This window comes from Streptomyces sp. NPDC058653, from assembly GCF_042716895.1.
In the GTDB taxonomy this organism is placed as follows: domain Bacteria; phylum Actinomycetota; class Actinomycetes; order Streptomycetales; family Streptomycetaceae; genus Streptomyces.
In genome coordinates, this window is record NZ_JBHXRM010000015.1 from 113,473 (window position 1) to 138,071 (window position 24,599).

The following is a 24,599-nucleotide window of genomic DNA, read 5'->3' on the forward strand; positions in this document are numbered from 1 at the left end:
CCCTACGGATCCCGCGGCGGCATGGCGTTCGGCGCAGACGAATTGCGTGTGCTCCGAGGCGCCCTCGCCGTGGCCCTCCACCCCGTCCCCCTTCCCGACGAGGACGTCCAGGCGTGCCTGCGGCTCGCCGAGTCCGTGGACGAGGCGGTCCGCGAGGCCGGCCGGCTGCGCGCGTTCCTCCTCGCCGATCTCTCCCGCTACCGCGCCGCGCTTCCCGGCTCGGCCGCCGGCTATCTGGAGCTCCTCCAGGACGCCCTGGCCGCCGGGTACGACCCCCGCCCGGAGGACCTCATGGCTCTGCGCACCCTGCGCGCCGCACCCGTCGCCGCCGCGCTGCTCGACCACTGTCAGCGGGCCACCGAGAACTCCGTACGGGCCCGCCTCGCCGGCCGCTCGCCCGGGGCCCCCGCGCCCCGTACCCGGCTGCTCGCGCTCCAGGGGGGCCGTGCCTCGGCCGACGACCCGCAGCGGCCGAAGGAGGACCCGGGAAAGGGGTCAGGGAAGGAGCCCGGCAAGGAGCCGAGGAAGGTGCCGGGGAAGCAGCCCGCGTCGCCGCGCCCGGCGGCGCCCGGGCGTCCCGCCACCGAACGCCCCATGCCCAAGCCGTCCGAGGTCTTTCCGCCGCGCCGCAAGCCCGCGCCCCCACCGGAGCGGCGGGCCGCCGGATAGCTACTCTGGGGCCATGGACTACGTATCCGCTCTCCTGCCTCCCGTGGTGATGGCCGCCTTCTTCATCGGCCTGGTCGTGACGATCGTCAAGAGCCAGGGCGGCGACAACAAGACGAAGGAGGACGCGGCCGTGGACGCGGCGATCGCCCGCGCGGAGGCCGTGGAACAGCAGGGCAGGCCCTCCGGCGCCTGACGGCGGCGGGGCCGACGATCAGGACGTACGACTTCCGTGAGGTCGTACGTCCTTTTGTAACGTCAATAGCCGACCATTCGGACATCTCGCACTATGGTGACGATGTGCCCCGTCAATTGGGAGACCTGGAAGACGCCGTCATGAGCCGCGTCTGGGAATGGAACCGTCCGGTCACCGTCAGGGAAGTCCTGGAAGACCTTCAGCGGGAACGGTCCATCGCCTACACGACCGTCATGACCGTAATGGACAATCTCCATCAGAAGGGCTGGGTACGCAGGGAAGTCGACGGCCGCGCCTATAGATATATGGCGGTCTCCACACGCGCCGCCTACGCGGCCGCGCTGATGAACGAAGCGTGGTCCAAGAGTGACAACCCGGCGGCCGCTCTTGTCGCCTTCTTCGGGATGATGTCGCCGGCGCAGCGCGAAGCCCTGGAGGACGCGGTCCGTATGGTCAGCGGCGACCGGGCGGAAGCCGCCGGGGAAGGTCCCGGGGAAGACGCGTCGGAGGCGGCGCCGGAAGGCCCGCCGGAAGCGAACCCCGAAGTGGCCGGCGAAGTGTCGGCCGAAGTGCCGCCCGAAGTGCGTCCCGAAGTCCCCGCCGAGGGCGCCGACCGAGAGCATCCCGCCGGGCGATAGCGTCCAGTCATGTCCTCCGAGGTTCGAGAAGTCGATGCAAATGCCATCACCGTCCGGCGTGCCAGGACGAGCGATGTGTCCGCCGTCCGTCGTCTCCTCGACCCGTACGTGCGCGACGGCATCCTGCTCGACAAAGCGACGGTGACCCTTTACGAGGACATCCAGGAGTTCTGGGTCGCCGAACGGGACGACGACGCGACGGTCGTCGGATGCGGCGCACTCCATGTCATGTGGGAAGACCTCGCCGAAGTGCGCACACTCGCGGTGGATCCCCGCTTCCGGGGCACCGGCATCGGGCGGCATGTGCTCGACAAGTTGTTGCGGACCGCCCGGTGGCTCGGGGTGCGGCGCGTATTCTGTCTGACCTTCGAAGTCGACTTCTTCATCAAGCACGGCTTCGTGGAGATCGGCGAGACTCCTGTCGACGGAGATGTCTACAGTGAGCTGCTGCGTTCCTATGACGAGGGTGTCGCCGAGTTCCTCGGTCTCGAACGGGTGAAGCCGAACACCTTGGGTAACAGCCGGATGCTTCTGCACCTCTGAGCGGCGGAAGAACCCGGAACCCTATGTCCGAATCGCGCACGTTTCCCGTGTTCTTGTGCTACTGAACCTCTGCCGAGGGTTTGTGTTTTCCTGAGAAAAGCGGTTTCCTTTCGGCGTACTGCATTTTCGATGAAAGGAAATCCGGTGGCACAGAAGGTTCAGGTCCTTCTTGTTGACGACCTCGACGGTGGCGAGGCGGACGAGACCGTCACGTTCGCGCTGGACGGCAAGACCTACGAGATCGACCTCACGAACGCGAATGCGGACAAGCTTCGTGGGCTGCTCGACCCGTACACCAAGAGTGGCCGTCGCACCGGTGGCCGCGCCGCCGGTGGCCGTGGCAAGGGCCGCGCCGCCGCGGGTGGGAACAAGGACACCGCGGAAATTCGCAAGTGGGCCAAGGAGAACGGCTACAGCGTCAACGATCGCGGTCGTGTTCCGGCCGAGATCCGCGAAGCCTACGAGAAGGCCAACGGCTGAGATTTCGTACGCGCCGATTCTCCACGAAGCAATCGGGCGCGGTGGCACTCCGAGGCCGCCGTGTCCACGAGTCGAACGAGATCGGGGACATCCCCACCCCTGTCCCCGAGTCCGGCACCGCCTCCCGGTCCGTGTCCGAAATGAGTGAGGGCCGGCAGTGTCGGCTCCACCTCGCGTCCAGGCTCGGGGGGCCGCAGCCAGACGGCGGCCCCCTGCTCCGTCCCCGGGCCCCCGCCCCCCGCACCGCCGGCGTCCCGCGGCGCGGCTGCCGTCGGACCCCTGGGACCCCCGCGACACCATGGCCCGTCCGGGTTTCCGGGAGGCTCGGGAGCGGTCACCCGGCCCCCGGCGCCCACCGCCGTCAGATCGAGCCCGACGCCGCCCCATTCCAGCCAGTCGAGCAGCCCCGGCAATTCGTCGGCGGCGCCCGCGCCCACCAGCAGCCGCGTCCGGCCCTCCACGAGAGCCACCGGCCCCGTCCCGGCAGGGCCGATCCGCCGCAGCACCGCGGCGCCCGCGTCGGCCGGCAGCTCCAGAACGTCGAAGCGCAGCCCGGTCAGCAGAGCCACGGGCGGCCCCGCCACCGCGGCCCAGCCCAGCCTCCGCTCGTACCAGAGGGCGCCGCCGCCTTCGACCGGCAGCGGCGCGCGGGGGGACGGAACGGGGAGAGCCATGTTCCGACCAACTCCCCGCCCCGGCATTGAGTTACGCAGAGTCGATGTCCGCTCGCTCTGCGTCGCCGCTTCGGGGGCGTGCGGAAGCATTCGGGAGTGCAAGGGTGTTCGCCCGTAGCGGAGCGAACGGGGGTGCGCCGCATGGACTGTCAGTCCTTACGGGTAAGACATTCCTAGTGGGGAGGGGCGACACGCGGTCCTGGACGTCTCACGTTCGCCATCGGCGTACCGATAGCGGGGGTATCTGTCTGGCCTGCGGGAACATCGTCTCGCACCATCAGGTTGGAGCAGGTGTCGGCTGTTCGTGAGGAAAGTTCGCCGCCGACGGCGGGGTGATCACGGCGGATGTCGGCAGTTGGAATGAGCGGTCCCCGCTTGCGGGACTAAGCTGCGGAAGGACAGGGAGGGGACCGACCCCTTTACTGCCTGACCGCTCTGAGGAGCGATTAACGATGTTCGAGAGGTTCACCGACCGCGCGCGGCGGGTTGTCGTCCTGGCTCAGGAAGAAGCCCGGATGCTCAACCACAACTACATCGGCACCGAGCACATCCTCCTGGGCCTTATCCACGAGGGTGAGGGTGTCGCCGCTAAGGCCCTGGAGAGCCTCGGGATTTCGCTCGAGGCGGTCCGCCAGCAGGTGGAGGAGATCATCGGGCAGGGCCAGCAGGCTCCGTCCGGCCACATCCCCTTCACGCCCCGTGCCAAGAAGGTCCTGGAGCTGTCGCTCCGCGAGGCCCTTCAGCTCGGCCACAACTACATCGGCACCGAGCACATCCTGCTCGGCCTGATCCGCGAGGGCGAGGGCGTCGCCGCCCAGGTCCTCGTGAAGCTGGGCGCCGATCTGAACCGGGTGCGGCAGCAGGTCATCCAGCTGCTCTCCGGCTACCAGGGCAAGGAGGCCGCCACCGCCGGCGGCCCGGCCGAGGGCACGCCCTCGACCTCCCTCGTCCTGGACCAGTTCGGCAGGAATCTCACCCAGGCAGCTCGTGAGTCCAAGCTCGACCCGGTCATCGGGCGCGAGAAGGAGATCGAGCGGGTCATGCAGGTGCTTTCCCGCCGTACGAAGAACAACCCGGTCCTCATCGGCGAGCCCGGCGTCGGCAAGACGGCGGTCGTCGAGGGACTGGCGCAGGCCATCGTCAAGGGCGAGGTGCCCGAGACCCTCAAGGACAAGCACCTCTACACCCTGGACCTCGGCGCCCTGGTCGCGGGCTCCCGCTACCGAGGTGACTTCGAGGAGCGCCTGAAGAAGGTCCTCAAGGAGATCCGCACCCGCGGCGACATCATCCTGTTCATCGACGAGCTCCACACCCTGGTGGGTGCGGGCGCCGCCGAGGGCGCGATCGACGCGGCTTCGATCCTGAAGCCGATGCTCGCCCGTGGAGAGCTCCAGACCATCGGCGCGACGACCCTCGACGAGTACCGCAAGCACCTGGAGAAGGACGCCGCGCTGGAGCGCCGCTTCCAGCCGATCCAGGTCGCCGAGCCGTCGCTGCCCCACACGATCGAGATTCTCAAGGGTCTGCGCGACCGTTACGAGGCGCACCACCGCGTGTCCATCACGGACTCCGCGCTGGTCGCCGCCGCGACGCTCGCCGACCGGTACATCTCCGACCGCTTCCTGCCGGACAAGGCGATCGACCTGATCGACGAGGCCGGCTCACGGATGCGTATCCGCCGGATGACCGCTCCGCCGGACCTCCGCGAGTTCGACGAGAAGATCGCGAACGTCCGCCGTGACAAGGAGTCGGCCATCGACTCCCAGGACTTCGAGAAGGCAGCGTCGCTCCGCGACAAGGAGAAGCAGCTGCTGGCCGCGAAGACCAAGCGGGAGAAGGAGTGGAAGGCCGGCGACATGGATGTCGTCGCCGAGGTGGACGAGGAGCTGATCGCCGAGGTCCTGGCGACCGCCACGGGCATCCCGGTCTTCAAGCTCACCGAGGAGGAGTCCTCGCGGCTGCTCCGTATGGAGGACGAGCTCCACAAGCGGGTCATCGGCCAGAAGGACGCCATCAAGGCGCTCTCCCAGGCGATCAGGCGTACGCGTGCGGGTCTGAAGGACCCCAAGCGTCCCGGTGGCTCGTTCATCTTCGCCGGCCCGTCCGGAGTCGGTAAGACGGAGCTCTCCAAGACGCTCGCCGAATTCCTCTTCGGCGACGAGGACGCGCTGATCTCCCTCGACATGTCGGAGTTCAGCGAGAAGCACACGGTTTCGCGTCTCTTCGGTTCTCCCCCCGGATACGTGGGGTACGAAGAGGGCGGCCAGCTCACCGAGAAGGTGCGCCGGAAGCCGTTCTCCGTCGTCCTCTTCGACGAGGTCGAGAAGGCCCACCCCGATATCTTCAATTCCCTTCTGCAGATCCTGGAGGACGGTCGGCTGACCGACTCCCAGGGCCGGGTCGTGGACTTCAAGAACACGGTCATCATCATGACGACCAACCTCGGGACCAGGGACATCTCCAAGGGGTTCAACCTGGGCTTCGCCGCCCAGGGCGACACGAAGTCCAACTACGAGCGGATGAAGAACAAGGTCAACGAGGAGCTCAAGCAGCACTTCCGGCCCGAGTTCCTCAACCGTGTGGACGACACCGTCGTCTTCCACCAGCTGACCGAGGAAGACATCATCCAGATCGTCGACCTCATGGTGCACAAGGTGGACGAGCGCCTGAAGGACCGGGACATGGGCCTTGAGCTCAGCCCGAGCGCCAAGGCGCTGCTCGCCAAGAGGGGTTACGACCCCGTTCTGGGCGCCCGGCCGCTGCGCCGGACGATCCAGCGCGAGATTGAGGACATCCTCTCCGAGAAGATCCTCTTCGGTGAGCTGCGCCCCGGTCACATCGTGGTCGTGGACACCGAGGGCGAGGGCGAGGAGAAGAAGTTCAGCTTCCGCGGCGAGGAGAAGTCGGCGCTGCCCGACGTCCCGCCGATCGAGCAGGCGGCCGGCGGCGGCGCCGGTCCGAACCTGACGAAGGAAGCGTAGCGGGAGACCAGCCCACGCTGAGGCGAGGCTGAGCCCAGCCCAGAGGGGTGGCCCGGGACCGTAACTGGTCCCGGGCCACCCCTCCGTCGTGTTCCGGGACGGCTCCGTGGTGGCTCCGGGACAGCTCCGTGGCGGCTCCGTCCGGGCCTCCTGGCGGCCCCGGTCGTGACAAGCAGCACACCCCTTTCCGGGCCTACGGTCAGGAATAGTGGTGAACCGGGTGATTCCGGCGGGACCTTCGGAAAGGTCCGCCTCGGGACCTTGGTCCCGACGCCCCGGGACCGGGATACGGCCTGCCGGCACATGGGGCGCACGCCCCTCTGACGTGCGAGTAAACGGTATTTAATGCGGACATTTCGGATCAGGCCAAGGGGATGCTTCAGGTAGTCAAGGGGTCGAGTTACCGGTGCGGCGGCTACGACGACATGTCGTAGATGGGCTGTTTGGGGTGTGATGGGCGGTCGGGTTACCAAGGGATGGCACGCCAGCTCCCGGTGCTCCGAGCGCCGGGTCCATTGATGCCCGGAGGTTTCTCAATGTCGCAGCGCACCACGCCCCGCCAGTCCACTCTCCGTACCCGTGCCGCCATCCTGGCCGCCGGACTCGGAGTGACGACGGCGCTCGGAGCGGGGGTCGCGTTCGCCGCGAACAGCAGCGGCGACGCGGGCACCACCCACGCGACCGCCGCCGCGTCCGTCGAGAAGAAGGCCGCCACCGAGAAGGCGAGCGTCACCAAGGCCGCCGACAAGGCCAAGGCCAAGAAGTCGCCGACCTGGGGCAAGCCCGTCTCCAAGTACGAGCTGAGCGCCGGCTTCGGCATCGGCGGCGGCAGGTGGGCCCACAAGCACTCCGGCCAGGACTTCGCCGTCCCCGTCGGCACGAACGTGAAGGCCGCGCACGACGGCACCGTCGTGAAGGCCGGGCCCAACGGCGCCGGTGACGGTCCCGCGTACGGCAACGCGATAGTCATCAAGCACGGCACGAAGAACGCGAAGTACACCCAGTACGCCCACCTGTCCAAGGTGAAGGTGCACATCGGCCAGAAGGTCGACAAGGGCGAGAGCATCGCGCTCTCCGGCAACACCGGCAATTCGAGCGGCCCGCACCTGCACTTCGAGGTCCGTACGACCCCGAACTACGGCAGCGCGCTCAACCCGCTGACCTTCCTGCGCGCCGCTGACGTCACTGTGTGACGCGGGTCAGTCGTTGGCCTGAACCAGCAGATCGATGGCGACCCCGAGGATGGCTTCCCGCTTCTCCTCGGGGTCGCCTTCGACGTCCGTGAGGGCGAGCATGCCGGCATGCATCGTGAAGATCGCGGTGAAGCAGCGCACCCGGTCGGACATCGAGCCGCCGGGCTCGTTGAGCAGCTCCATCAGCCGCAGCATGCGGCCCTTGAAGGTCTCTCCCACGCTCAGGTCGCGCATCGTCGCCTGGTTTTCCTGCATGAAGCGGAAGAGGGGCGCGGCGGCGCCGAGCGCGTCGCTGTAGCGCCGTAGGAGGTCCTTCTTCACCTCCAGGGTCCTCGGCTGGGTCTCGCCCCAGACGATCAGGTCGTCGATCGGCCGGGCCAGATCCTGGAAGAGGCTGACCACGATGTCTTCCTTGGTCTTGAAGTGGTAGTAGAGAGCGGCCTTGGTCACATCCAGGTGCTCGGCGATCTCGCGGAGCGAGGTCTTCTCGTAGCCCTGCTCGGCGAAGAGTTCCAGCGCTACGTCCTGGATGCGCTGGCGGGTGTCGCCCCGACGCGGCTGCGCTGTGCTGCCCATGACTGCTCTCCCGAAAATTACTTACTTGACGACCGGCAAGTGACAGGTCTACTTTCCCCAGTGTACTTAGCTTGCCGGTCGGCAAGTAAGTAGTGAGGCGCCGGCAGAACCAGAGAAGAGACCAGGAAACAGGGGAGTGGGGGCCATGTCGCTCGACGCGGTGGGGTCGGAACAGAAGAAGAAGGCTGAGCCACAGCCGCGCAGCGTGCGGGTGGTCCTGCTCGCGCTCATGATCGCGATGCTGCTCGCCATGCTGGACAACATGATCGTCGGCACCGCGATGCCGACCATCGTCGGCGAACTGGGTGGTCTGGAACACCTGTCCTGGGTGGTCACCGCGTACACGCTCGCCACCGCCGCCTCGACCCCGATCTGGGGCAAGATCGGCGACATGTACGGGCGGAAGAACATCTTCCTGCTCTCCATCGTCATCTTCCTCATCGGCTCCGCGCTCAGCGGCATGGCCCAGGACATGGGGCAGCTCATCGGCTTCCGTGCCATCCAGGGCCTGGGCGCCGGCGGACTCATGGTCGGCGTCATGGCGATCATCGGTGACCTCATACCGCCCCGTGAGCGCGGCAAGTACCAGGGCATGATGGCCGGCGTGATGGCCCTCGCCATGATCGGCGGACCGCTGGTCGGCGGCACCATCACCGACCACCTCGGCTGGCGCTGGAGCTTCTACATCAACCTGCCGCTCGGCGCCGTCGCCCTCGCGATGATCGTGACCGTGCTGCACCTGCCCGTGGTCGAGCGGACCAAGCACAAGGTCGACTATCTCGGCGCCGCCCTCCTGACGGTCGGCATCACCTCGATCGTGCTGGTCACCACCTGGGGCGGCACGGAGTACGCCTGGAGCTCCTCGGTGATCATGGAGCTGATCGCCATCGGCGTCGTCACCCTCGTCTCCTTCGTGTACGTGCAGACCAAGGCGCCCGAGCCGATCATGCCGCTGCACATCTTCCGCAACCGCAACTTCAGCCTGATGCAGGTGATCGGCTTCCTGACCGGCTTCGTGATGTTCGGAGCGGTCCTCTTCCTGCCGCTCTACCAGCAGTCCGTGCAGGGCGCGTCCGCGACCAACTCCGGACTGCTCCTGCTGCCGATGCTGCTGTCGATGATGCTCGTCTCGCTCGTCGCGGGCCGGGTCACCACCAACACCGGCAAGTACAAGATCTTCCCCATCGCGGGCGGTGCCCTGATGGTCACCGGGCTCTTCCTGCTCGCGCAGATGGACACCGAGACCTCCCGGCTGACCTCCGGCGTCTTCATGGCCGTCCTCGGCGCCGGTATGGGCTTCCTGATGCAGATCACCATGCTCGTGGCGCAGAACAGCGCCGAGCCGAAGGACATGGGCGTCGCCTCGTCGTCGACCACCCTCTTCCGTACGCTCGGCAGCTCCTTCGGCGTCGCCATCATGGGCGCGCTGTTCACCAGCAAGGTGCAGGAGGAGATGGCGGCGCGCGGCGGTGACGCCGTGACGCAGAAGTCCGCGCAGCTCGACGCGGCGAGCCTGGCCAAGCTGCCGGAGGCGGCGCGTGAGGCGTACCAGGTCGCGGTGTCGTCCGGTACGCACGTGGCCTTCCTGCTGGCCGGTTCGGTCGCGGTGATCGGCTTCCTCGCGGCGTTCTTCGTCAAGGAGGTCCCGCTGCGGGGCGCCGGTCCGCAGAAGGCCGAGCAGTCCGGATCCGACAAGGGCCCGGCGGCGTCCGAGGGGGACAAGGTCCCGCAGTCCGCGTAGCCAGGCGATCGGGTCTGCGATCTGCTTGTAGGACCGCAGAGGCTGGCTGTGGACGGCGGGGGGCCGTTGTCGGAGGGGCGTGCCAGCATCGAGGACGTGAACAGTGAAGAAGCAGGTCAGCGGCCGCAGGTGCCCCTCACGCACCTGCGGCAGCTGCGTCTGGCCAAGGACGCCATGGACCGCGACTGGGCGGACCCGCTCGACCTGGACGCGGTCGCCGCCCACGCCGGGTATTCGCGTTATCACTTCGTGCGCGCCTTCAAGGCGGTGTACGGGCAGACGCCCGGCCGCTATCTCTCCCGCAGACGCATAGAGCGCGCCGAGGAGCTGCTGCGCTCGGCGAATCTCACGGTCACCGAGATCTGCGTCCTCGTGGGCTTCAGCAGCCTCGGCACCTTCTCCAAGCGCTTCAAGGAGCAGACGGGCAGCACGCCGAGCGCGTATCGCGCGAAGCACGCGGGCCGGGGGGCCGCGCTCATTCCGGGGTGTTACGCGCTGCTCTGGGCCGGTGGCTTCCCGCCCAGGGACACCACCGCGCGGCAGACGCCGGACGTGCCGGACGCATCGGACCGGCCGGGCGAGAACCGCAATTCTGGAGAAGCTCCCTGACGGCGCCGGTGTCTACGGTGAAGAAGGAAGCAGGGGGCCGGTGAGCGGCCCGCGTACGGCACATCTCTCCGAGGAGCACGTCATGATCAAGGGTCTCGCCATCTCCACCGTCTGGGTGCTCGACCAGGACCGGGCGAAGGAGTTCTACGTCGACAAGCTCGGTCTTGAGGTCCGCACCGACATGACCCTGGGCGAGGGAGGGATGCGCTGGCTGACGGTCGGCGCCAAGGACCAGCCGGACGTGGTGCTGACGCTGATGCTGCCGGGCGGGCACGCGATGGACGAGGAGTCGGCCGCCGCTATCAAGACGCTGATCAGCAAGGGGATGCTCGGCGCGGGCGTGCTCGCCACGGACGATGTCCACGGGGACTACGAGAAGCTCAAGGCGAAGGGCGTGGAGTTCCTCCAGGAACCGCAGGAGCGTCCGTACGGCACGGAGGCGATCTTCCGGGACGACTCGGGGAACTGGTTCTCGTTCACCCAGACCAAGGAGGGTGACCTGGACCTGGAGAAGGAATGGGCCTGACCCTCGGGGGCCGGCGCCGTCCTTGCGGGAGAGCGAGTGGAGTGGTGGCTTCCGGGGCCCTCACTCCGGGAGTTTGATCATCGGGAAGCTGCCCGTCGACGTCGGGGCGTGCTCGGGAAGCCACAGGACGGCTATCGCGCCGCCCGTCTCGTCCGGGTCCGGCGTCAGACTCTCCGGCGCCGCGTTGCGGAAGGTCAGCCGCGCCCCGAGGACACGCGCCTGACCGGCGGCGATCGTCAGGCCGAGACCGTGGCCGTGGCCGGCGCGGTCGCTCGCTCCCGTACGGAACCGGCTCGGCCCGTCGCGCAGCAGGGCGTCGGGGAAGCCGGGACCGTGGTCGCGTACGCGCACCACACGGCCCTCGACGGTCACCTCGACGGGGGTGGAGCCGTGCTTGGCCGCGTTGGCCAGGAGATTGCCGAGAATCCGCTCCAGCCTGCGCGGATCGGTGTTTACCCAGGACTCGTGCACGACCTGTATGCGCACATCGGGATCGAGCAGCGCCACCCGCCTGCTGACGAACTCACCGAGCGCTACCTCCTGCAACTCGGCGCGTTCCGACGCGCTGTCGAGCCTGGCGACTTCGAGGACGTCCTCGACCAGCGTCCGCATGGCCTGCGCGCGGTCCCTGACCAGCTCGGTCGGGCGTCCGGGCGGCAGCAGCTCGGCAGCCGTGAGCAGGCCCGTCACCGGCGTACGGAGCTCGTGCGCGATGTCGGCGGTGACGCGGCGCTCGGCCTCGATCCGCTCGTGCAGCGCGTCGGTCAGGGCGTCGACCGCGCGCGCCAGCTCGTCGGTCTCGTCCCGTACGACTCCGCCGACCGCCTCACGTACCCGCACGTCCGTATTGCCCTGCGCCACCTTGCCCGCGGCGGCGGCGGCCTTGCGCAGCCGACGCGAGAGCTGCCCGCCGATCAGCACGCCCAGCGCACATCCGCCCACGACCACACAGACCGAGCCGATCAGCAGGGCCCGGTCGAGATCCTTCATGATCGTCACCGAGCGGTCGGCGAACTTGCTGTGGAGGGACAGCACACCGTTCTCCAGCGGTACGGCCGCCCAGACATCGGGCGTCCCGTCCGCCGAGTCCCGCACATAGGTGGCCCGTCTGCCCTCCTGCACCTTCTGCCGCAGGTCGTCGGGGAGCGAGGGGTCGTTCAGCTTCGTACCGAACTTCAGCTCATGCGTCGAGTCGTACATACGCTGCGCGAAGAGCAGCCGCTCCAGCTGCACCTCACGCGCGTTGTCCAGCATCGACACCTGGGCCGCGTTGTGCACGACAAGGCTCAGCGCCATCGCGGTCAGGGCGCCGACCGCCGCGATCGCGATGCTGATCTTCCACCGGACACCGGTGCGCAGGGCGAGCCGCTTCATGCCTTGAGCTTGTAGCCGAAGCCGCGGACCGTCTCGATCCTGTCCTGTCCGATCTTCCCGCGCAGCCGCTGCACATGGACGTCCACCACCCGTGTGTCACCGCCCCAGCCGTAGTCCCAGACGCGTTCGAGCAGCTTGTCACGGGAGAGGACGGTCCCCGGAGCCGCCGAGAACTCGATCAGCAGCCGCATCTCGGTCGGTGTCAGCGCCACCGGCCGCCCCCCTTTGCGTACCTCCATGCCCTCCGTGTCGATCTCCAGATCACCGAAGGACCGGGCGCCGCCCTCGTCCGCACGGTCCGGCCCGCCGAACTCACCCGCGGGTCCGCCCGCGTGCCCGAAGCGGCGCAGCACGGCACGGATACGGGCGACCAGTACCGCGCCGTCGAAGGGTTTGGTCACGTAGTCGTCGGCCCCCGCCTCCAGGCCCAGCACCACATCGATCGAGTCGGCCCGCGCCGACAGCATGATCACCGGCACGGTCGACTCGTCCCTGATACGGCGGCACAGACTCACCCCGTCCAGGCCCGGCACCATCACGTCGAGCAGCGCGATGTCCGGCCGGTCGGCCCGGAACGCCTCCAGACCGGAGAGGCCGTCCGGCATGGCCGTCACCACGAAGCCGTCGCGCTCCAGCGCGAGTTGGGTGGCCTCGCGGATGACGTCGTCGTCCTCGACGAAGAGGACATGGGTCTCCACCATCCGACAGCTCTCAGCTCTCTCAGTCGTCGTTGCCGCTGGTCGCGGGCGGTGTGGCGGCATCCACCGGGCCGTTGCCGACCACCCCGCTGTAGTTGTTGCGCACCCGGTAGCGCTCGGCGAATCTCGTGTCCGTCCACGCGTAGGTGACGACGTCCTCGCCGGAGGGGTACGAGACGGGGTCACCCTTCGCGTACACCTGGCGGGTCACCACCAGCTCACCGCGGTCGATCGTGGCGTACACGGCGGGCTCCTCGGCGACGAAGACGTTCACGTAGTGCCGGTCGGACTCGCGGTAGACATACGTCGCGAGTCCCACGGCGTCGTCGCAGGTCATCACGTTGATCACCACATCGGGCGCGGTGCCGCCGGTCAGATTCCCGTAGGAGGTGTCCACCGGGTACGCGTCCTTGGCGCACGGCTTGAGGTCCGCCTTGACCTGGCCGCTCACCTTGGGGTCCCCCCGAAGCAGGGCCAGCGGGTCGATGTCCTGGGCCGGCAGGGCCGAGGGCTCGGAGGTCGGCGGCGAGAAGGGCTCGACCGTCGCCACGGACGCGGCGCCCTCGTCCCTGGTACCGGTCGCGCTCGTGGAGCAGCCGATGACGAACAGACCGAAGCCGATGAGCGCCGCCAGCGCCACACCGCCGGTGGCGGTCGTCGCCGTCAGCGTCACGGTCCTCGGGAACCGGCGGGGCGGGGACTCGTCGTCGGACCCCAGGCCGTCGGTGAGCCGGTCGTGAGCCGTCCCGTCCTGCCCGCGCCGCTCGTCCGCTCCCCGCTCGTCCGCTCCCCGCTCGACCGTTTCCGGGCGACCCGCTTCCCGGCCGCTCGCTCTCGGGGCAGGCGTGCTCTCTCCCTCGCGCCTCAGGCCGCGCACCGCTCCTGCCCCCGTCCGTCGCGCCGACAACCAGCACGCCGCGGTGCGTGGGCGCGCGGTGTCCGGTGCTCGGGCCGCCGGTTCCCCGGCGTCGTCCCGCGCTCCGCGTCCCGGCGCGCAAGCTCCCGGGCCTCCAGCTCCTCGCGGAGTCTGGCGAGCGCCCGGTGCAGCGTGCTCTTCACGGTACCGGTAGACATACCGAGCGCCGCCGCCGTCTCCTCCGTACTGACCTGCTCCCAGTGCCGCAGGACGACGACGCTGCGCTGCTTCGGGGTGAGGACCCCGAGGATGTCGATGAGCAGGGCCCGGGTGGCGCGCTGTTCCGCGCCGTCCTCGACGCAGGGTTCCGGCAGCTGCTCGGTCGGCACCTCTTCGAGCTTGCGCGCCCGCCACCACTCCGTACGGGTGTTGATCATGACCCGGCGCAGATAGGCGTCGGCGAGGGACTTGTCGGCGATGCCGTCCCAGCGGCCGAACGTGCGGGCCAGCGCGGTCTGGAGCAGGTCCTGGGCGTCGACCGGGTCGGGGACCAGACGCCTCGCACTGCGCAGCAGTGCCTCCTGCCGGGTGCGTACGTACTCCTCGAATTCGAGCACCTCGCCGTGCGCCATGCCAACCGCCTCCCACCCCGTGAACTGCACCGTGAACCGCGCTGCCCTGTTCTTCGCTGACGTTCCAGAAGTTACGGAGGGGTTGTCACGAGGCCGTGCGCGCCAGCCGTCGGCGGACGCACGGACATCCATCGGTTGTGTAACGGCGGGGATGGAACGGACGAACGAGTAACGAGCGAAGTAACGGGCGAACGGCCGAACACGCCCAGGTCGGAGAGCCGGCACAGGGGCGCGGGCGCGCACGGGGGCGGGTCCGGACGAAAGGCCGGCCCGGAGGGGCCGGCCAGGTCGGCGGTGGAGGGTCCTGACAGCCGGGGCCGGCCAGGACTGGCGAGGAGGGAGGCGGTCAGGTCAGCGGCAGCCGGTACAGATCGTCGGCCATCGGCTCGACCAGTCCGTCCGCCACCAGCCCGTCCAGTGCCCTGGCCCGCTGCACCGGTTCCTCCCACACGGCATCGAGGGCCGCGAGCGGTACGGGCGCCACCGCTTCCCGCAGTACGGCGAGCAGCTTGCCGCGCACCTGCCGGTCCGTGCCCGCGTACGTCTGGCCGCGCCGGGCCGGACCCTGGTGCACCGGCTTGCCGGCCAGCCGCCAGGCGCACTGCGAGGCGATCGGGCAGCGCGCGCAGTCCTCGTTCTTCGAGGTGCACACGAGCGCGCCGAGTTCCATGGAGGCGGCGGCCCAGCGGGCGGCCGTCGGCTCGTCGGCGGGCAGCAGCGCGCGGGCCAGTTTCCGCTCGGCGGCCGTCGTCGCGTTCGGCGGGTACTGGATACCGGCGGCGGCGCGCGCGAAGACGCGCCGCACGTTCGTGTCGAGGACGGCATGCCGTTGCCCGTACGCGAACGAGGCCACGGCGGCGGCCGTGTACTCGCCGATGCCGGGCAGCGCGAGCAACTGGCTGTGCTCGCGCGGTACGTCACCGCCGAACCGCTCCGTTATCGCCAGGGCCGCCCCGTGCAGCCGAAGCGCTCGGCGCGGATAGCCGAGTCTGCCCCAGGCGCGTACCGCTTCGCCGGGCGCCTCGGCGGCCAGGTCGGCGGGGCGCGGCCAGCGGGTCAGCCACTGTTCGTACACCGGGAGCACCCGGGCGACCGGGGTCTGCTGGAGCATGAACTCGCTGACCATCACGCCCCAGGCGCCCGTCTCGGGGCGGCGCCAGGGCAGGTCGCGGGCGTGCGCGTCGAACCACGCGATGACGGGGTCGTGAAGGGCGGCCGGGGCGATGGCCGGCGCCGTGGTCGCGGAAGTCGCAGGAGTCGCAGTCATGACAGGACCGATCCTGGCACGTTCGACGGTGGGGGCGGTGCAGCCGCCCGCTTCGCGCCCGGCGTCGCGGGGTGGTGACGGGGGCGCGAAGGGGGCGCGTCCGGACTCGTACGGTACCGGCCGACCGGGGTGAACCACTGCTGGACCATGGGTGAACCCCCTGTGCTCACCGGCGCGAACGGGGCCGTTCGCCCGCCCGGCCGAGGCTGAGCGTGCCGGAGTCCTCCGCCGTCCCCCTCCCGGCCGCGTCCGGCGTTCCGTCCGCCGCGCCGTGGCCGGCGCCCCGGTCCGCGCCCCGGTCCGCGCCGCGAGCGGGCTCCCGGCCCGGAGCGCCGGAGACCGGCACCACGCCCGCACCGGCACCGGCGCGCGCACCTCCACTCGCACCCGCACCCGGCTTCGGACCCGGTCCCGCGAACCAGACCACCACGCCCGTACGGCTCGTCCGCATCGTCTCTATCAGCACCCGCGCGGGCCGCGTCAGCGCCAGCACCACGAGCGTCGCGACCAGCCCGCCGAGCAGCAGCCCCACCGCCACGTCGTGCGGATAGTGCACACCGACGAAGACCCGGGAGAAGGCGGCGAACAGCGCCAGCGGGATCGTGAGCAACGCGATCCACCGCCAGGCTATGGCGAGTGCGACCGCCGAGGCGGCGGCGATGGTCGAGTGGTTGCTGGGGAACGACCAGTCGCCGACCGGCGGACAGGTCGCCAGCGACGCGGCGGCGCCGGAGACCGCGCGGCACGGTCGCTCCTCCTGCACGGCGCTCTTCGCCAACTCACTGCTCACATAGGCCACGGCGGTCGCCAGCGGCCCAACCACCGCCCTGGCCATGGCTCGTGAGTCTCCGGACCGCCTGCGCCACCAACTGGCGAGAAACAGAAGGCCGAGGATCACGATCACGGCCTCCGTCCCGATCTCGACGAAGTGCCGTACCCAGGACGGCGATTGATGGGCGAGATCAGTAATGTCGCGGTAAAGGCCACTGGTGACGGAGGGGTCCATGGTCACGGACGGTACCTTCCGAGCTACCGCTCACGCACCTCGCCCTCGGCGGCCGAACCCCTGACGAAAGTGGTAAGTGGGGCTACCCGGGCGCCCATTGCGGGATGATGATCCGTAAAACTTGCGAGGAGAGCGCCATGTGGGGCGGGAGTTGGCCCTGAACTCTCGTAGAGTTGCGCCGTGGGATCTATGCGCAATCCGGTCGGGCCGCTTCCCTCCTCCATCTACTGGCGACGGAGGGCAGTAGCGGCGACTCTGGTCGCGCTGCTCGCGCTGCTCGTCGTGTGGGTCGTCACATCCGGTGGTGACGACGGTGGAAAGAAGGGTGACGACTCCGCGAACGGCGATACTCCCCCTCCCTCGATCACCCCTGGACCGTCCGGATCCGGCCCCGCGATCAGTGAACAGCCGGGCGGACGCGACGAGTCGGGCGAGACCGGTGGGAGCGACGCCCCCGGCAGCGGTGGTACGGACGCGGACCCGGGCGCCGACGGCGGCGCCGGTGGCGACAACGGCGGTGGCGGTACGGGCGGTTCGGCCGGTTCCGGCGGCGGTACGGCCAGCGGCGGGGGCGGCAGCGGGGGCGGCGGTGTCAGCGACGGCGCGGGCGGCAGCAGCACCGGCGAGCAGGTGCCGGTCGGATCCAGCCTCCGCAACTGCGCGGCGAGCACGCTGACTCTGAAGCTGGAGAGCCGCAAGGTCGCCTACGAGCCGGGCGAGAAGCCCTCGTTCAGGATCGTCGCCACCAACGGGTCGGGCACGGACTGCAAGGCGGACCTCGGACCGAGGTCCGTGGTGCTCACCGTCACGGACTCCGAGAGCGACGAGATCTGGTCCTCCAAGGACTGCCCGAAGATCAGCCAGTTGCTGCTGAAGGTCCCCGCCGGCGGAACGGTCACCCGGACCGTCGTCTGGGACCTCACCCGGAGCGTCCCGCAGTGCGCGACACCCCCGCCGGGCAAGGCCGAACCGGGCACCTATCTGGTCGAGGCGGCGGCGTCCCGCGCGACCGTCAAGCAGGGCCAGACGTCGATCCGGCTGGACAAGGACTGACCCGAGAGGGACGACTCACGAACGCGACCCGGGTACGGAGGAGGGCCGCGCCACCGCTGAACGACGGTGGCGCGGCCCTTCTTCGTACGTGAGCCGGTGCCGTACATGAGGCAGTGCCGGAGGCCGTGCCGTACGTGAGGCCCTGCCCGTACGTCAGACGTACCGCTCCAGGATGGACGACTCCGCCAGCCGCGACAGGCCCTCGCGCACGCTGCGCGCCCGCGCCTCGCCCACGCCGTCCACCGTCTGGAGATCGTCGACACTCGCGGCCAGCAGCTTCTGCAACCCGCCGAAGTGCTCGACCAGCCGCTCGATGATCGCTCCCGGCAGCCGGGGCACCTTGGCCAGCAGCCGGTAACCGCGCGGCGAGACCGCCGAGTCGAGCGTCTCGGGCGATCCGCTGTACCCCAACGCCCGTGCGACGACGGGCAGTTCGAGCAGCTCGGTGTGGGAGAGCGCGTCCAGCTCGGTCATCGCCTCGGCGACCGTACGGGACCGCTTCGCCGTCGGCTCCGGCACATAGTCCCGTACGACCAGTTCACGCTCGGGTTCGACGCCCGCGATCAACTCGTCCAGCTGGAGGGAGAGAAGCCGCCCGTCCGTGCCGAGCTCGACCACGTACTCGGCGATCTCCGTGGCGATCCTGCGCACCATCTCCAGGCGCTGCGAGACCGCCGTCACGTCCCGGACCGTCACCAGGTCCTCGATCTCCAGCGCGGAGAGCGTCCCGGCGACCTCGTCCAGCCGGAGCTTGTACCGCTCCAGGGTCGCCAGGGCCTGGTTGGCACGCGACAGGATCGCCGCGGACTCCTCCAGGACGCGGCGCTCCCCGTCCACGTACAGCGCGATCAGCCGCATCGACTGCGAGACCGAGATGACGGGGAACCCGCACTGCTTGGACACCCGGTCCGCCGTGCGGTGGCGCGTGCCGGTCTCCTCGGTCGGGATGGAGGCGTCCGGGACGAGCTGGACACCGGCCCGCAGAATCTTGGTGATGTCTTTGTCGAGAATGAGCGCGCCGTCGAGCTTGCACAGCTCGCGGAGCCTGGTCGCGGTGAACTCCACGTCCAGCACGAAGCCGCCCGTGCACATCGCCTCGACGGTTTTGTCCATGCCCAGGACGATGAGACCGCCGGTGTTCCCCCGGAGGATCCGCTCCAGGCCGTCACGCAGCGCCATGCCGGGCGCTACGGCGCTCAGTGAGGCGCGCATCAGCGCTTCGGTGCCGGATCCACCGGGGCCGGCACCGGACTTTCCGGGTGCTGCTGCCCGGTCGTTGGCTGCCACTGCACTCCTCCGGCTCGTACGGATGGGCGAGACCAGGGCAAAGTCTACCGGCGGTCCTTGCCGTCCCGTGGGGCGTCCGCGCGACCCCGGCGCGGAAGCACGCTGAGAGCCGCCCCCATGTCGGCCACTTCCGTGACCTTCATACCGGCCGGGACCTTGCCGGGATCGGTCGGGACGAGGGCGTGCGTGAAGCCGAGACGGTGCGCCTCGGCCAGTCTGCGCTGGACGCCCGTGACCCGTCTGACCTCGCCCGCGAGGCCCACCTCACCGATCGCGACCAGGTTCTTCGGCAGCGGGGTGTCGCTCGCCGCCGAGGCCAGGGCGAGGGCGATCGCCAGGTCCGCGGCCGGCTCCGAGAGCTTCACGCCGCCGACCGTCGCGCTGTAGATGTCGCGCTTGCCGAGCGCGCTGATCCGGCCGCGCTGCTCCAGAACGGCCAGCATCATCGAGACGCGGGAGGTCTCCAGGCCCGAGGTGGTGCGCCGGGGCGAGGGGATCTGCGAGTCGACCGTCAGCGCCTGCACCTCCGCGACGAGCGGGCGCCGGCCTTCGAGCGTGACCGTGAGGCAGGTGCCGGGGACCGGCGCGTCACGGCGCGTGAGGAAGAGGCCGGAGGGGTCGGCCAGGCCCGTGATGCCCTCGTCGTGCAGCTCGAAGCAGCCGACCTCGTCCGTCGTGCCGTATCTGTTCTTCACGCCCCGCACGAGCCGCAGCCGTGCGTGGCGGTCGCCCTCGAAGGAGAGCACCACGTCCACCAGGTGCTCCAGCAGCCGGGGGCCGGCGATCGCGCCGTCCTTGGTGACATGGCCGACGAGCAGGGTGGACATGCCGCGCTCCTTGGAGACCCGGATGAGCGCGCCCGCCACCTCCCTGACCTGGGCCATGCCGCCGGGCGCCCCGTCGATCTCCGGCGAGGCCACCGTCTGTACGGAGTCCAGGACGAGCAGCGACGGCTTGACCGCGTCGAGATGCCCGAGGACGGCGGAGAGGTCCGTCTCGGCCGCCAGATAGAGATGGTCGTCGATGGCCTTGATGCGGTCGGCGCGCAGCCGTACCTGGCTGGCCGACTCCTCGCCGGTCACATAGAGCGTGCGGTGCTCCGGGTCGGCCGCCTTCGCCGCGACGTCCAGGAGCAGCGTGGACTTGCCGACGCCCGGCTCACCGGCCACCAGCACCACGGCTCCCGGCACGAGCCCCCCGCCGAGAACGCGGTCCAGCTCGTCCACGCCCGTCGAGCGGGCCGTGGCCGTCCGCCCGTCGACCTGGCCGATCGGCAGGGCCGGGGTACTGACCCGTCCGGCGGCCGTCGTCCGTACGGCGGGCGCGCCGTACTCCTCGACGGTGCCCCAGGCTTGGCACTCGGGGCAGCGGCCGAGCCATTTGACGGTCGTCCAACCGCAGTCGGTGCAGCGGTAGGACGGCCTGTCCTTGGTGGATTTCGTACGGGCGACAGCCATGGCGCCACCGTATAGGCGACCACTGACATCCCTTACCGCGGCGGCCACTTCGGCGCTTCCGGACCCGTGCCCGCGCGACCCGGGCGAGGCGTCGACGGAGAAGATACGGGCACGAGGGACGTTTCATCCGTATGGATTAAAAGTAGGCAAGCGTCGGGAGCGTCGCGCGCTCCCCTGTCTACCGTCGCCGGGTGACGAGCAGCAGACTGGAGCCCCCCGCACACACCACCGGCGCACACCGCGCGCCTCGCCGCGCGCCCCGATCGGAGACGGCGCGATCGGAGACGGCGCCGTCCGGCACAGCGCCGTCCGACACGGCGCGGTCGGAGGAGGCGTCGCGATCGGGCACACGCCGGTCGGGCACCCACCGGGCGCAGCCGCGCGACCGGGACGCCCGCCCACCGGAGGCCCACCGGCCGCCCGTGCGGTACGAGCCGTATCTCGACGGGCTCTTCACGTACTGCCTCTCCGTGCTGTGCGACCACGACGCGGCCACCGAGGTGCTCGGCCAGGTCCTGGCCGTCTCCGAGCGCCATTACGGGCGCTGTCCGGAGGGCGAGGGGGAGCGCGCGGCATGGCTCTACGCGCTCGCCCGCTGGGCCTGTCTGCGCAGACTCGGTGAGCGGCGCGCCAACCGCCCGGGGGCGCACTCGGGCCGTCGCGAGCCGGGCGGGATCTTCGGCGCTGATCCGGGCGGCGCCGACCTTCCGCCGGAGGTCGCCACGCGCCGCCGGCGTGAACTTGCCGTGCTGGCCTGGCCCGAGGCCGCCGGCACGACACCGGAGCAGCGCGAAGCGCTCGAACTGGCCGTACGCCACGGGCTCGGCGCGCGGGACATCGCCGCCGTCCTGTCCATGGAGCCGCTGCCCGCGCGTGAACTGCTCAACTCCGCCGCCTGCGAGGTCGAGCGCACCAGGGCCGCGCTCGCCGTGGTCGAGACGGGCAACTGCCCGGCCGTCGCCCAGCTCACCGGCGACGACCGGGTACTGCTCTCGGCCGCGCTCCGCCGTGAACTGGTCCGGCACGTGGACGACTGCCCGCGCTGCCGCCGCGCCGCCGAGCGCGCCGAGGCCGGGGGCCCCTGGCCCGGCTCGGCCGCCTCCACCCGCGCCCCCGGGAGCACCTCGTCCGGCGTGCCCTCCTGGGCCGCGTCCCCCACCGTCCTGCCGCTCGTCGAGGCCCCCCGGCACGCGGCGTACACCGCGATGACGAACACCCCGCGCGCCCGCGCCACCACCCCGCGCTTCGGCCGCAACGGCTTCCCCATGGACCCCAAGGACCGCGCCGCCCGCCGCGACCGCCTGCGCGCGCGGGCGGTGACGACCACCGTGGTGGCGACCGTCGTCGCCGCGCCCGTGCTCGCCCTCTGGGCGGCGTACCGGGGCGCGCCGCCGACCGGCGAGGGCCACGGCGGTACGTCGGTCAGCGCCGGTGAGGCCGAGCGGCGCGGTGCGCAGGGAGCCGATCCGTACGACACCTACGAGAACGCGGGCAACGCCGAGAACCGGCCCGGTGGGCCCTTCGCCGGCGGCAGCCAGGACCCGGACGTCTCCGTCGAGGTCGTCAGCGACGGCACGGGCGGCACCCCCGCAGCGGGCTCGGGACGGCTCGCCGTGACGGCGGAGTCGACCGGCGACCGTACGAGGATCACGCTCACCGCGACCGGCGAGACGCCCGTCGCGTGGTCGGCCTGGACCAGCGCGTCCTGGCTGCGGCTGAGCCGTACGTCCGGCACGCTCGCCCCCGGCAGGTCCGTCACCGTCCACGTCCATGTGGACCACGCGCGCGAGCCGTCCGGCCCATGGCATGCCCGGATCGGGCTGAGCCCGACGGGCTCGGCGGTCGCGATCAGCGGTTACGGTGCCAGGCCGCCGTCCTCGTGGCATCCCGGCCCGGGTCCGGGGCCCGGTCCCGGCCGGCCGCAGCCGACCCGCCCGCCGTCCGCACCGCCGGGCACGGGCGGCCCGGGCCCGAGCGACCCGGGTGATCCGACCGGTCCGGGCCCGACCGACCCCACCGACCCGCCGCCCGGCACGGGCGACCCGACGGATCCCCCGGACCCGACCGACCCGCCACCCGGCTCCGGCGATCCCGGCCCGCCCGGCGCCCCGTCCGATCCGGGCGGCCCGGGCGGGTCGGACACCCCACCCGCGTCACCCTGACCGGGCGCGCCGCCGCCGTCCCCCGTCGTCAGACCGGAGGCGCGGTGGGTGTCCGTACCGGGTCGGCCGGGTGCGGAGCCACCAGCGGCAGCGCGCTCGCCAGCCGTGCCTCGCAGAGCTCGACCAGCGCGTCGTACCCCGCCTTGCCCATCAGCTCGGTCAGCTCCGGCCGGTACGTCCGGTAGACCGGCTCGCCTGCGCCGTGCGCCGACGTCGCCGATGTGCACCACCAGTGCAGGTCGTGGCCGCCGGGACCCCAGCCGCGCCGGTCGTACTCGCCGATCGTCACCTGGAGCACCCGCGACTCGTCGGGCCGCTCGATCCAGTCGTACGTACGCCGGACCGGCAGCTGCCAGCAGACGTCCGGCTTCGTCTCCAGCGGCTCGCGGTCCTCCCGCAGCGCCAGGATGTGCAGGGCGCAGCCGGCGCCGCCCGCGAAGCCGGGCCGGTTCTGGAAGACGCAGGAGCCGTCCCAGCGGCGCGTCTTACGGGCGCCGTCGTCGTCCGTCTCCACCCAGCCGCTGTCGGTGCCCACGTCGTGGAACTGCCACAGCTCCGGAGTGAGCCGTTTCACGTGCCCGGCCACCCGCTTCTCGTCGTCCTCGTCGGAGAAGTGCGCCCCGAGCGTGCAGCAGCCGTCGTCGGCGCGGCCAGCGTCGATGCCCTGGCAGCCGCTGCCGAAGATGCACGTCCAGCGGGAGGTGAGCCAGGTCAGATCGCACCGGAAGACCTGCTCGTCGTCGGCCGGATCAGGGAATTCGACCCAGGACCGCGCGAAGTCCAGCCCCTTCTCGTCGGGCGGAACCTGCTCGTGCTGCTTCTTGGCGCGTCTGGCTTTGCCCGGCTTCGCCTTGTTCGTCTTTGGCACGGGTCCAGCGTATGCGTGTCCTCGCAGTAGCGTTCGCCCATGAGACTCGGAGTTCTCGACGTCGGTTCGAACACCGTCCATCTGCTGGCGGTCGACGCCCACCGCGGCGCGCGCCCGCTGCCCGCCCATTCCCACAAGACCGAGCTGAGACTCGCCGAGCTGCTCGACGCCGACGGCGCGATCGGCCCCGAGGGCGTGGACCGGCTGGTGGCCACGGTCGCCGACGCGCTCCAGGCGGCCGAGGACAAGGGCTGCGAAGCGGTGCTGTCGTTCGCCACGTCCGCCGTGCGCGAGGCCAGCAACGCCGACCAGGTACTCGCCAGGGTCAAGGAGGAGACGGACGTTGACCTCCACGTCCTGACCGGAGAGGAGGAGGCGCGGCTGACCTTCCTCGCCGCGCGCCGCTGGTTCGGCTGGTCGGCGGGGCGGCTGCTGGTCCTGGACATCGGCGGCGGCTCCCTGGAGATCGCCTACGGCGTCGACGAGGAACCGGACGCCGTGGTGTCCCTGCCGCTGGGCGCGGGCCGTCTCACCGCGGGCTGGCTGCCCGGCGATCCGCCCGATCCGGGGGCCGTACGCGACCTGCGCCGTCATGTGCGGGCCGAGATCGCCCGTTCCGTCGGCGAGTTCACCCGCTTCGGCGAGCCGGACCATGTCGTGGCCACGTCCAAGACCTTCCGGCAGCTCGCGCGGATCGCGGGGGCCGCCCGTTCCGCCGAGGGGCTCTACGTGCAGCGGGACCTGAGCCGTAAATCGCTGGAGGAGTGGGTCCCCAAACTGGCGGTGATGCCCGCCGCACGCCGTGCCGCGCTGCCCGGTGTGTCGGAGGGGCGGGCGCCCCAGCTGCTCGCGGGCGCGCTGGTCGCGGACGCGGCGATGGATCTGTTCGGCGTCGACGAGCTGGAGATCTGTCCCTGGGCGCTGCGCGAGGGTGTGATCCTTCGGCGGCTGGACCAGCTGCCGACGACGGAGGTCTCGGCGGCGACCGCCGTCTGAGCGCCCATGGGCGTTGTGTCCGCCCGACCTCCTCAGGAGGGCGGGCGGACGTCCTCCTTCGGAGGGCGAGCCGTTGCACTCGTCACTTTCCGCTCCGGTCCCCGCGAAGCCGCCCGCCGG

General features: G+C 70.6%; 24 protein-coding genes. 13 read left to right on the plus strand and 11 right to left on the minus strand.

Annotation, left to right across the window (positions count from 1 at the left end):
- The first annotated feature begins 21 nt into the window (after positions 1-21).
- The 5 genes from ACFWU9_RS15665 (at position 22) to ACFWU9_RS15685 (ending at position 2,523) form a co-directional block, all read left to right on the plus strand.
- Positions 22-669: a hypothetical protein gene (locus ACFWU9_RS15665; RefSeq protein ID WP_384318552.1), complete on the plus strand. Its 648-nt coding sequence runs from the start codon at positions 22-24 to the stop codon at positions 667-669.
- A 13-nt stretch (positions 670-682) separates the two neighbouring features.
- Positions 683-862 carry a hypothetical protein gene (locus tag ACFWU9_RS15670; protein ID WP_384318478.1) on the plus strand — a complete coding sequence of 60 codons (180 nt, stop codon included), beginning with the start codon at positions 683-685 and terminating at the stop codon, positions 860-862.
- A gap of 104 nt (positions 863-966) precedes the next feature.
- Positions 967-1,500, plus strand: a complete 534-nt coding sequence (locus tag ACFWU9_RS15675) for a BlaI/MecI/CopY family transcriptional regulator (protein ID WP_384318480.1) — start codon at positions 967-969, stop codon at positions 1,498-1,500.
- Between the two features lie 9 nt (positions 1,501-1,509).
- Positions 1,510-2,043, plus strand: coding sequence for an amino-acid N-acetyltransferase (locus ACFWU9_RS15680; RefSeq protein ID WP_384318482.1), 534 nt, complete (start codon positions 1,510-1,512; stop codon positions 2,041-2,043).
- A gap of 144 nt (positions 2,044-2,187) precedes the next feature.
- Positions 2,188-2,523 (plus strand): Lsr2 family protein, encoded by a 336-nt coding sequence (locus ACFWU9_RS15685; protein ID WP_023539576.1) that lies wholly within the window; start codon positions 2,188-2,190, stop codon positions 2,521-2,523.
- Here the strand turns inward: ACFWU9_RS15685 and ACFWU9_RS15690 are convergent.
- Positions 2,502-3,197, minus strand: coding sequence for an SCO3374 family protein (locus ACFWU9_RS15690; RefSeq protein ID WP_384318483.1), 696 nt, complete (start codon positions 3,195-3,197; stop codon positions 2,502-2,504). The genes ACFWU9_RS15685 and ACFWU9_RS15690 overlap by 22 nt on opposite strands.
- Before the next feature lie 452 nt (positions 3,198-3,649).
- Between ACFWU9_RS15690 and ACFWU9_RS15695 the strand changes: the two genes are divergently transcribed.
- Positions 3,650-6,178 carry an ATP-dependent Clp protease ATP-binding subunit gene (locus tag ACFWU9_RS15695; protein ID WP_384318485.1) on the plus strand — a complete coding sequence of 843 codons (2,529 nt, stop codon included), beginning with the start codon at positions 3,650-3,652 and terminating at the stop codon, positions 6,176-6,178.
- Positions 6,179-6,714: 536 nt separating this feature from the next.
- A complete protein-coding gene (locus ACFWU9_RS15700; protein WP_384318487.1) occupies positions 6,715-7,371 on the plus strand; it encodes a M23 family metallopeptidase in 657 nt (218 codons plus the stop codon).
- 6 nt (positions 7,372-7,377) lie between these two features.
- Here the strand turns inward: ACFWU9_RS15700 and ACFWU9_RS15705 are convergent, their stop codons facing one another.
- The gene (locus ACFWU9_RS15705; RefSeq protein WP_384318489.1) at positions 7,378-7,947 is read right to left on the minus strand and encodes a TetR/AcrR family transcriptional regulator; all 570 of its coding nucleotides are present in this window, start codon (positions 7,945-7,947) and stop codon (positions 7,378-7,380) included.
- 145 nt (positions 7,948-8,092) lie between these two features.
- Here ACFWU9_RS15705 and ACFWU9_RS15710 point away from each other — a divergent pair, with 145 nt between their 5' ends.
- From ACFWU9_RS15710 to ACFWU9_RS15720, 3 genes are all read left to right on the plus strand, one after another.
- Positions 8,093-9,688, plus strand: coding sequence for an MDR family MFS transporter (locus ACFWU9_RS15710; protein ID WP_384318491.1), 1,596 nt, complete (start codon positions 8,093-8,095; stop codon positions 9,686-9,688).
- A gap of 174 nt (positions 9,689-9,862) precedes the next feature.
- On the plus strand, positions 9,863-10,297 hold the full coding sequence (locus ACFWU9_RS15715) for a helix-turn-helix transcriptional regulator (protein ID WP_384318554.1): 435 nt from the start codon (positions 9,863-9,865) through the stop codon (positions 10,295-10,297).
- Between the two features lie 82 nt (positions 10,298-10,379).
- Positions 10,380-10,823, plus strand: coding sequence for a VOC family protein (locus ACFWU9_RS15720; RefSeq protein ID WP_384318555.1), 444 nt, complete (start codon positions 10,380-10,382; stop codon positions 10,821-10,823).
- A gap of 60 nt (positions 10,824-10,883) precedes the next feature.
- Here ACFWU9_RS15720 and cseC read toward each other — a convergent pair whose 3' ends face one another.
- The 6 genes from cseC to ACFWU9_RS15750 form a co-directional block, all read right to left on the minus strand.
- On the minus strand, positions 10,884-12,197 hold the full coding sequence (cseC, locus tag ACFWU9_RS15725; RefSeq protein WP_384318493.1) for a two-component system sensor histidine kinase CseC: 1,314 nt from the start codon (positions 12,195-12,197) through the stop codon (positions 10,884-10,886).
- Complete coding sequence (gene cseB / locus ACFWU9_RS15730; protein ID WP_384318495.1) at positions 12,194-12,898, minus strand: two-component system response regulator CseB; 705 nt, start codon at positions 12,896-12,898, stop codon at positions 12,194-12,196. Before cseB ends, cseC begins: the two co-directional genes overlap by 4 nt.
- A gap of 19 nt (positions 12,899-12,917) precedes the next feature.
- Positions 12,918-13,772 (minus strand): hypothetical protein, encoded by an 855-nt coding sequence (locus tag ACFWU9_RS15735; RefSeq protein WP_384318497.1) that lies wholly within the window; start codon positions 13,770-13,772, stop codon positions 12,918-12,920.
- Positions 13,760-14,383, minus strand: a complete 624-nt coding sequence (locus ACFWU9_RS15740) for a SigE family RNA polymerase sigma factor (RefSeq protein WP_384318499.1) — start codon at positions 14,381-14,383, stop codon at positions 13,760-13,762. Before ACFWU9_RS15740 ends, ACFWU9_RS15735 begins: the two co-directional genes overlap by 13 nt.
- A gap of 346 nt (positions 14,384-14,729) precedes the next feature.
- Complete coding sequence (locus ACFWU9_RS15745; protein WP_384318501.1) at positions 14,730-15,650, minus strand: A/G-specific adenine glycosylase; 921 nt, start codon at positions 15,648-15,650, stop codon at positions 14,730-14,732.
- A gap of 166 nt (positions 15,651-15,816) precedes the next feature.
- Positions 15,817-16,656 carry a phosphatase PAP2 family protein gene (locus ACFWU9_RS15750; protein WP_384318557.1) on the minus strand — a complete coding sequence of 280 codons (840 nt, stop codon included), beginning with the start codon at positions 16,654-16,656 and terminating at the stop codon, positions 15,817-15,819.
- Positions 16,657-16,836: 180 nt separating this feature from the next.
- On the opposite strand from ACFWU9_RS15750, the gene ACFWU9_RS15755 reads away from it, so the two are divergent.
- Positions 16,837-17,709, plus strand: coding sequence for a hypothetical protein (locus ACFWU9_RS15755; RefSeq protein WP_384318503.1), 873 nt, complete (start codon positions 16,837-16,839; stop codon positions 17,707-17,709).
- Positions 17,710-17,862: 153 nt separating this feature from the next.
- On the opposite strand, the gene disA is transcribed toward ACFWU9_RS15755, so the two are convergent.
- Both disA and radA read right to left on the minus strand, forming a co-directional pair.
- Complete coding sequence (gene disA / locus ACFWU9_RS15760; protein WP_384318505.1) at positions 17,863-18,996, minus strand: DNA integrity scanning diadenylate cyclase DisA; 1,134 nt, start codon at positions 18,994-18,996, stop codon at positions 17,863-17,865.
- A 44-nt stretch (positions 18,997-19,040) separates the two neighbouring features.
- On the minus strand, positions 19,041-20,453 hold the full coding sequence (radA, locus tag ACFWU9_RS15765; RefSeq protein ID WP_384318507.1) for a DNA repair protein RadA: 1,413 nt from the start codon (positions 20,451-20,453) through the stop codon (positions 19,041-19,043).
- A 191-nt stretch (positions 20,454-20,644) separates the two neighbouring features.
- On the opposite strand from radA, the gene ACFWU9_RS15770 reads away from it, so the two are divergent.
- Positions 20,645-22,615, plus strand: coding sequence for a hypothetical protein (locus tag ACFWU9_RS15770; protein WP_384318509.1), 1,971 nt, complete (start codon positions 20,645-20,647; stop codon positions 22,613-22,615).
- 28 nt (positions 22,616-22,643) lie between these two features.
- Here ACFWU9_RS15770 and ACFWU9_RS15775 read toward each other — a convergent pair whose 3' ends face one another.
- Positions 22,644-23,483, minus strand: coding sequence for a hypothetical protein (locus ACFWU9_RS15775; RefSeq protein WP_384318511.1), 840 nt, complete (start codon positions 23,481-23,483; stop codon positions 22,644-22,646).
- Positions 23,484-23,522: 39 nt separating this feature from the next.
- On the opposite strand from ACFWU9_RS15775, the gene ACFWU9_RS15780 reads away from it, so the two are divergent.
- Positions 23,523-24,479, plus strand: coding sequence for a Ppx/GppA family phosphatase (locus tag ACFWU9_RS15780; RefSeq protein WP_384318513.1), 957 nt, complete (start codon positions 23,523-23,525; stop codon positions 24,477-24,479).
- Positions 24,480-24,599 lie beyond the last annotated feature (120 nt).

What these genes read in the sequence shown, in the direction of transcription:
- ACFWU9_RS15690 (WP_384318483.1), bottom strand. Translation starts at nt 3,197, where the DNA reads ATGGCTCTCCCCGTTCCGTCCCCCCGCGCGCCGCTGCCGGTCGAAGGC.
- ACFWU9_RS15705 (WP_384318489.1), bottom strand. Translation starts at nt 7,947, where the DNA reads ATGGGCAGCACAGCGCAGCCGCGTCGGGGCGACACCCGCCAGCGCATC.
- ACFWU9_RS15695 (WP_384318485.1), top strand. Translation starts at nt 3,650, where the DNA reads ATGTTCGAGAGGTTCACCGACCGCGCGCGGCGGGTTGTCGTCCTGGCT.
- cseC (WP_384318493.1), bottom strand. Translation starts at nt 12,197, where the DNA reads ATGAAGCGGCTCGCCCTGCGCACCGGTGTCCGGTGGAAGATCAGCATC.
- ACFWU9_RS15665 (WP_384318552.1), top strand. Translation starts at nt 22, where the DNA reads ATGGCGTTCGGCGCAGACGAATTGCGTGTGCTCCGAGGCGCCCTCGCC.
- ACFWU9_RS15680 (WP_384318482.1), top strand. Translation starts at nt 1,510, where the DNA reads ATGTCCTCCGAGGTTCGAGAAGTCGATGCAAATGCCATCACCGTCCGG.
- ACFWU9_RS15700 (WP_384318487.1), top strand. Translation starts at nt 6,715, where the DNA reads ATGTCGCAGCGCACCACGCCCCGCCAGTCCACTCTCCGTACCCGTGCC.
- ACFWU9_RS15670 (WP_384318478.1), top strand. Translation starts at nt 683, where the DNA reads ATGGACTACGTATCCGCTCTCCTGCCTCCCGTGGTGATGGCCGCCTTC.
- ACFWU9_RS15745 (WP_384318501.1), bottom strand. Translation starts at nt 15,650, where the DNA reads ATGACTGCGACTCCTGCGACTTCCGCGACCACGGCGCCGGCCATCGCC.
- ACFWU9_RS15780 (WP_384318513.1), top strand. Translation starts at nt 23,523, where the DNA reads ATGAGACTCGGAGTTCTCGACGTCGGTTCGAACACCGTCCATCTGCTG.
- radA (WP_384318507.1), bottom strand. Translation starts at nt 20,453, where the DNA reads ATGGCTGTCGCCCGTACGAAATCCACCAAGGACAGGCCGTCCTACCGC.
- ACFWU9_RS15750 (WP_384318557.1), bottom strand. Translation starts at nt 16,656, where the DNA reads ATGGACCCCTCCGTCACCAGTGGCCTTTACCGCGACATTACTGATCTC.
- cseB (WP_384318495.1), bottom strand. Translation starts at nt 12,898, where the DNA reads ATGGTGGAGACCCATGTCCTCTTCGTCGAGGACGACGACGTCATCCGC.
- ACFWU9_RS15710 (WP_384318491.1), top strand. Translation starts at nt 8,093, where the DNA reads ATGTCGCTCGACGCGGTGGGGTCGGAACAGAAGAAGAAGGCTGAGCCA.
- ACFWU9_RS15720 (WP_384318555.1), top strand. Translation starts at nt 10,380, where the DNA reads ATGATCAAGGGTCTCGCCATCTCCACCGTCTGGGTGCTCGACCAGGAC.
- ACFWU9_RS15740 (WP_384318499.1), bottom strand. Translation starts at nt 14,383, where the DNA reads ATGGCGCACGGCGAGGTGCTCGAATTCGAGGAGTACGTACGCACCCGG.
- ACFWU9_RS15715 (WP_384318554.1), top strand. Translation starts at nt 9,863, where the DNA reads ATGGACCGCGACTGGGCGGACCCGCTCGACCTGGACGCGGTCGCCGCC.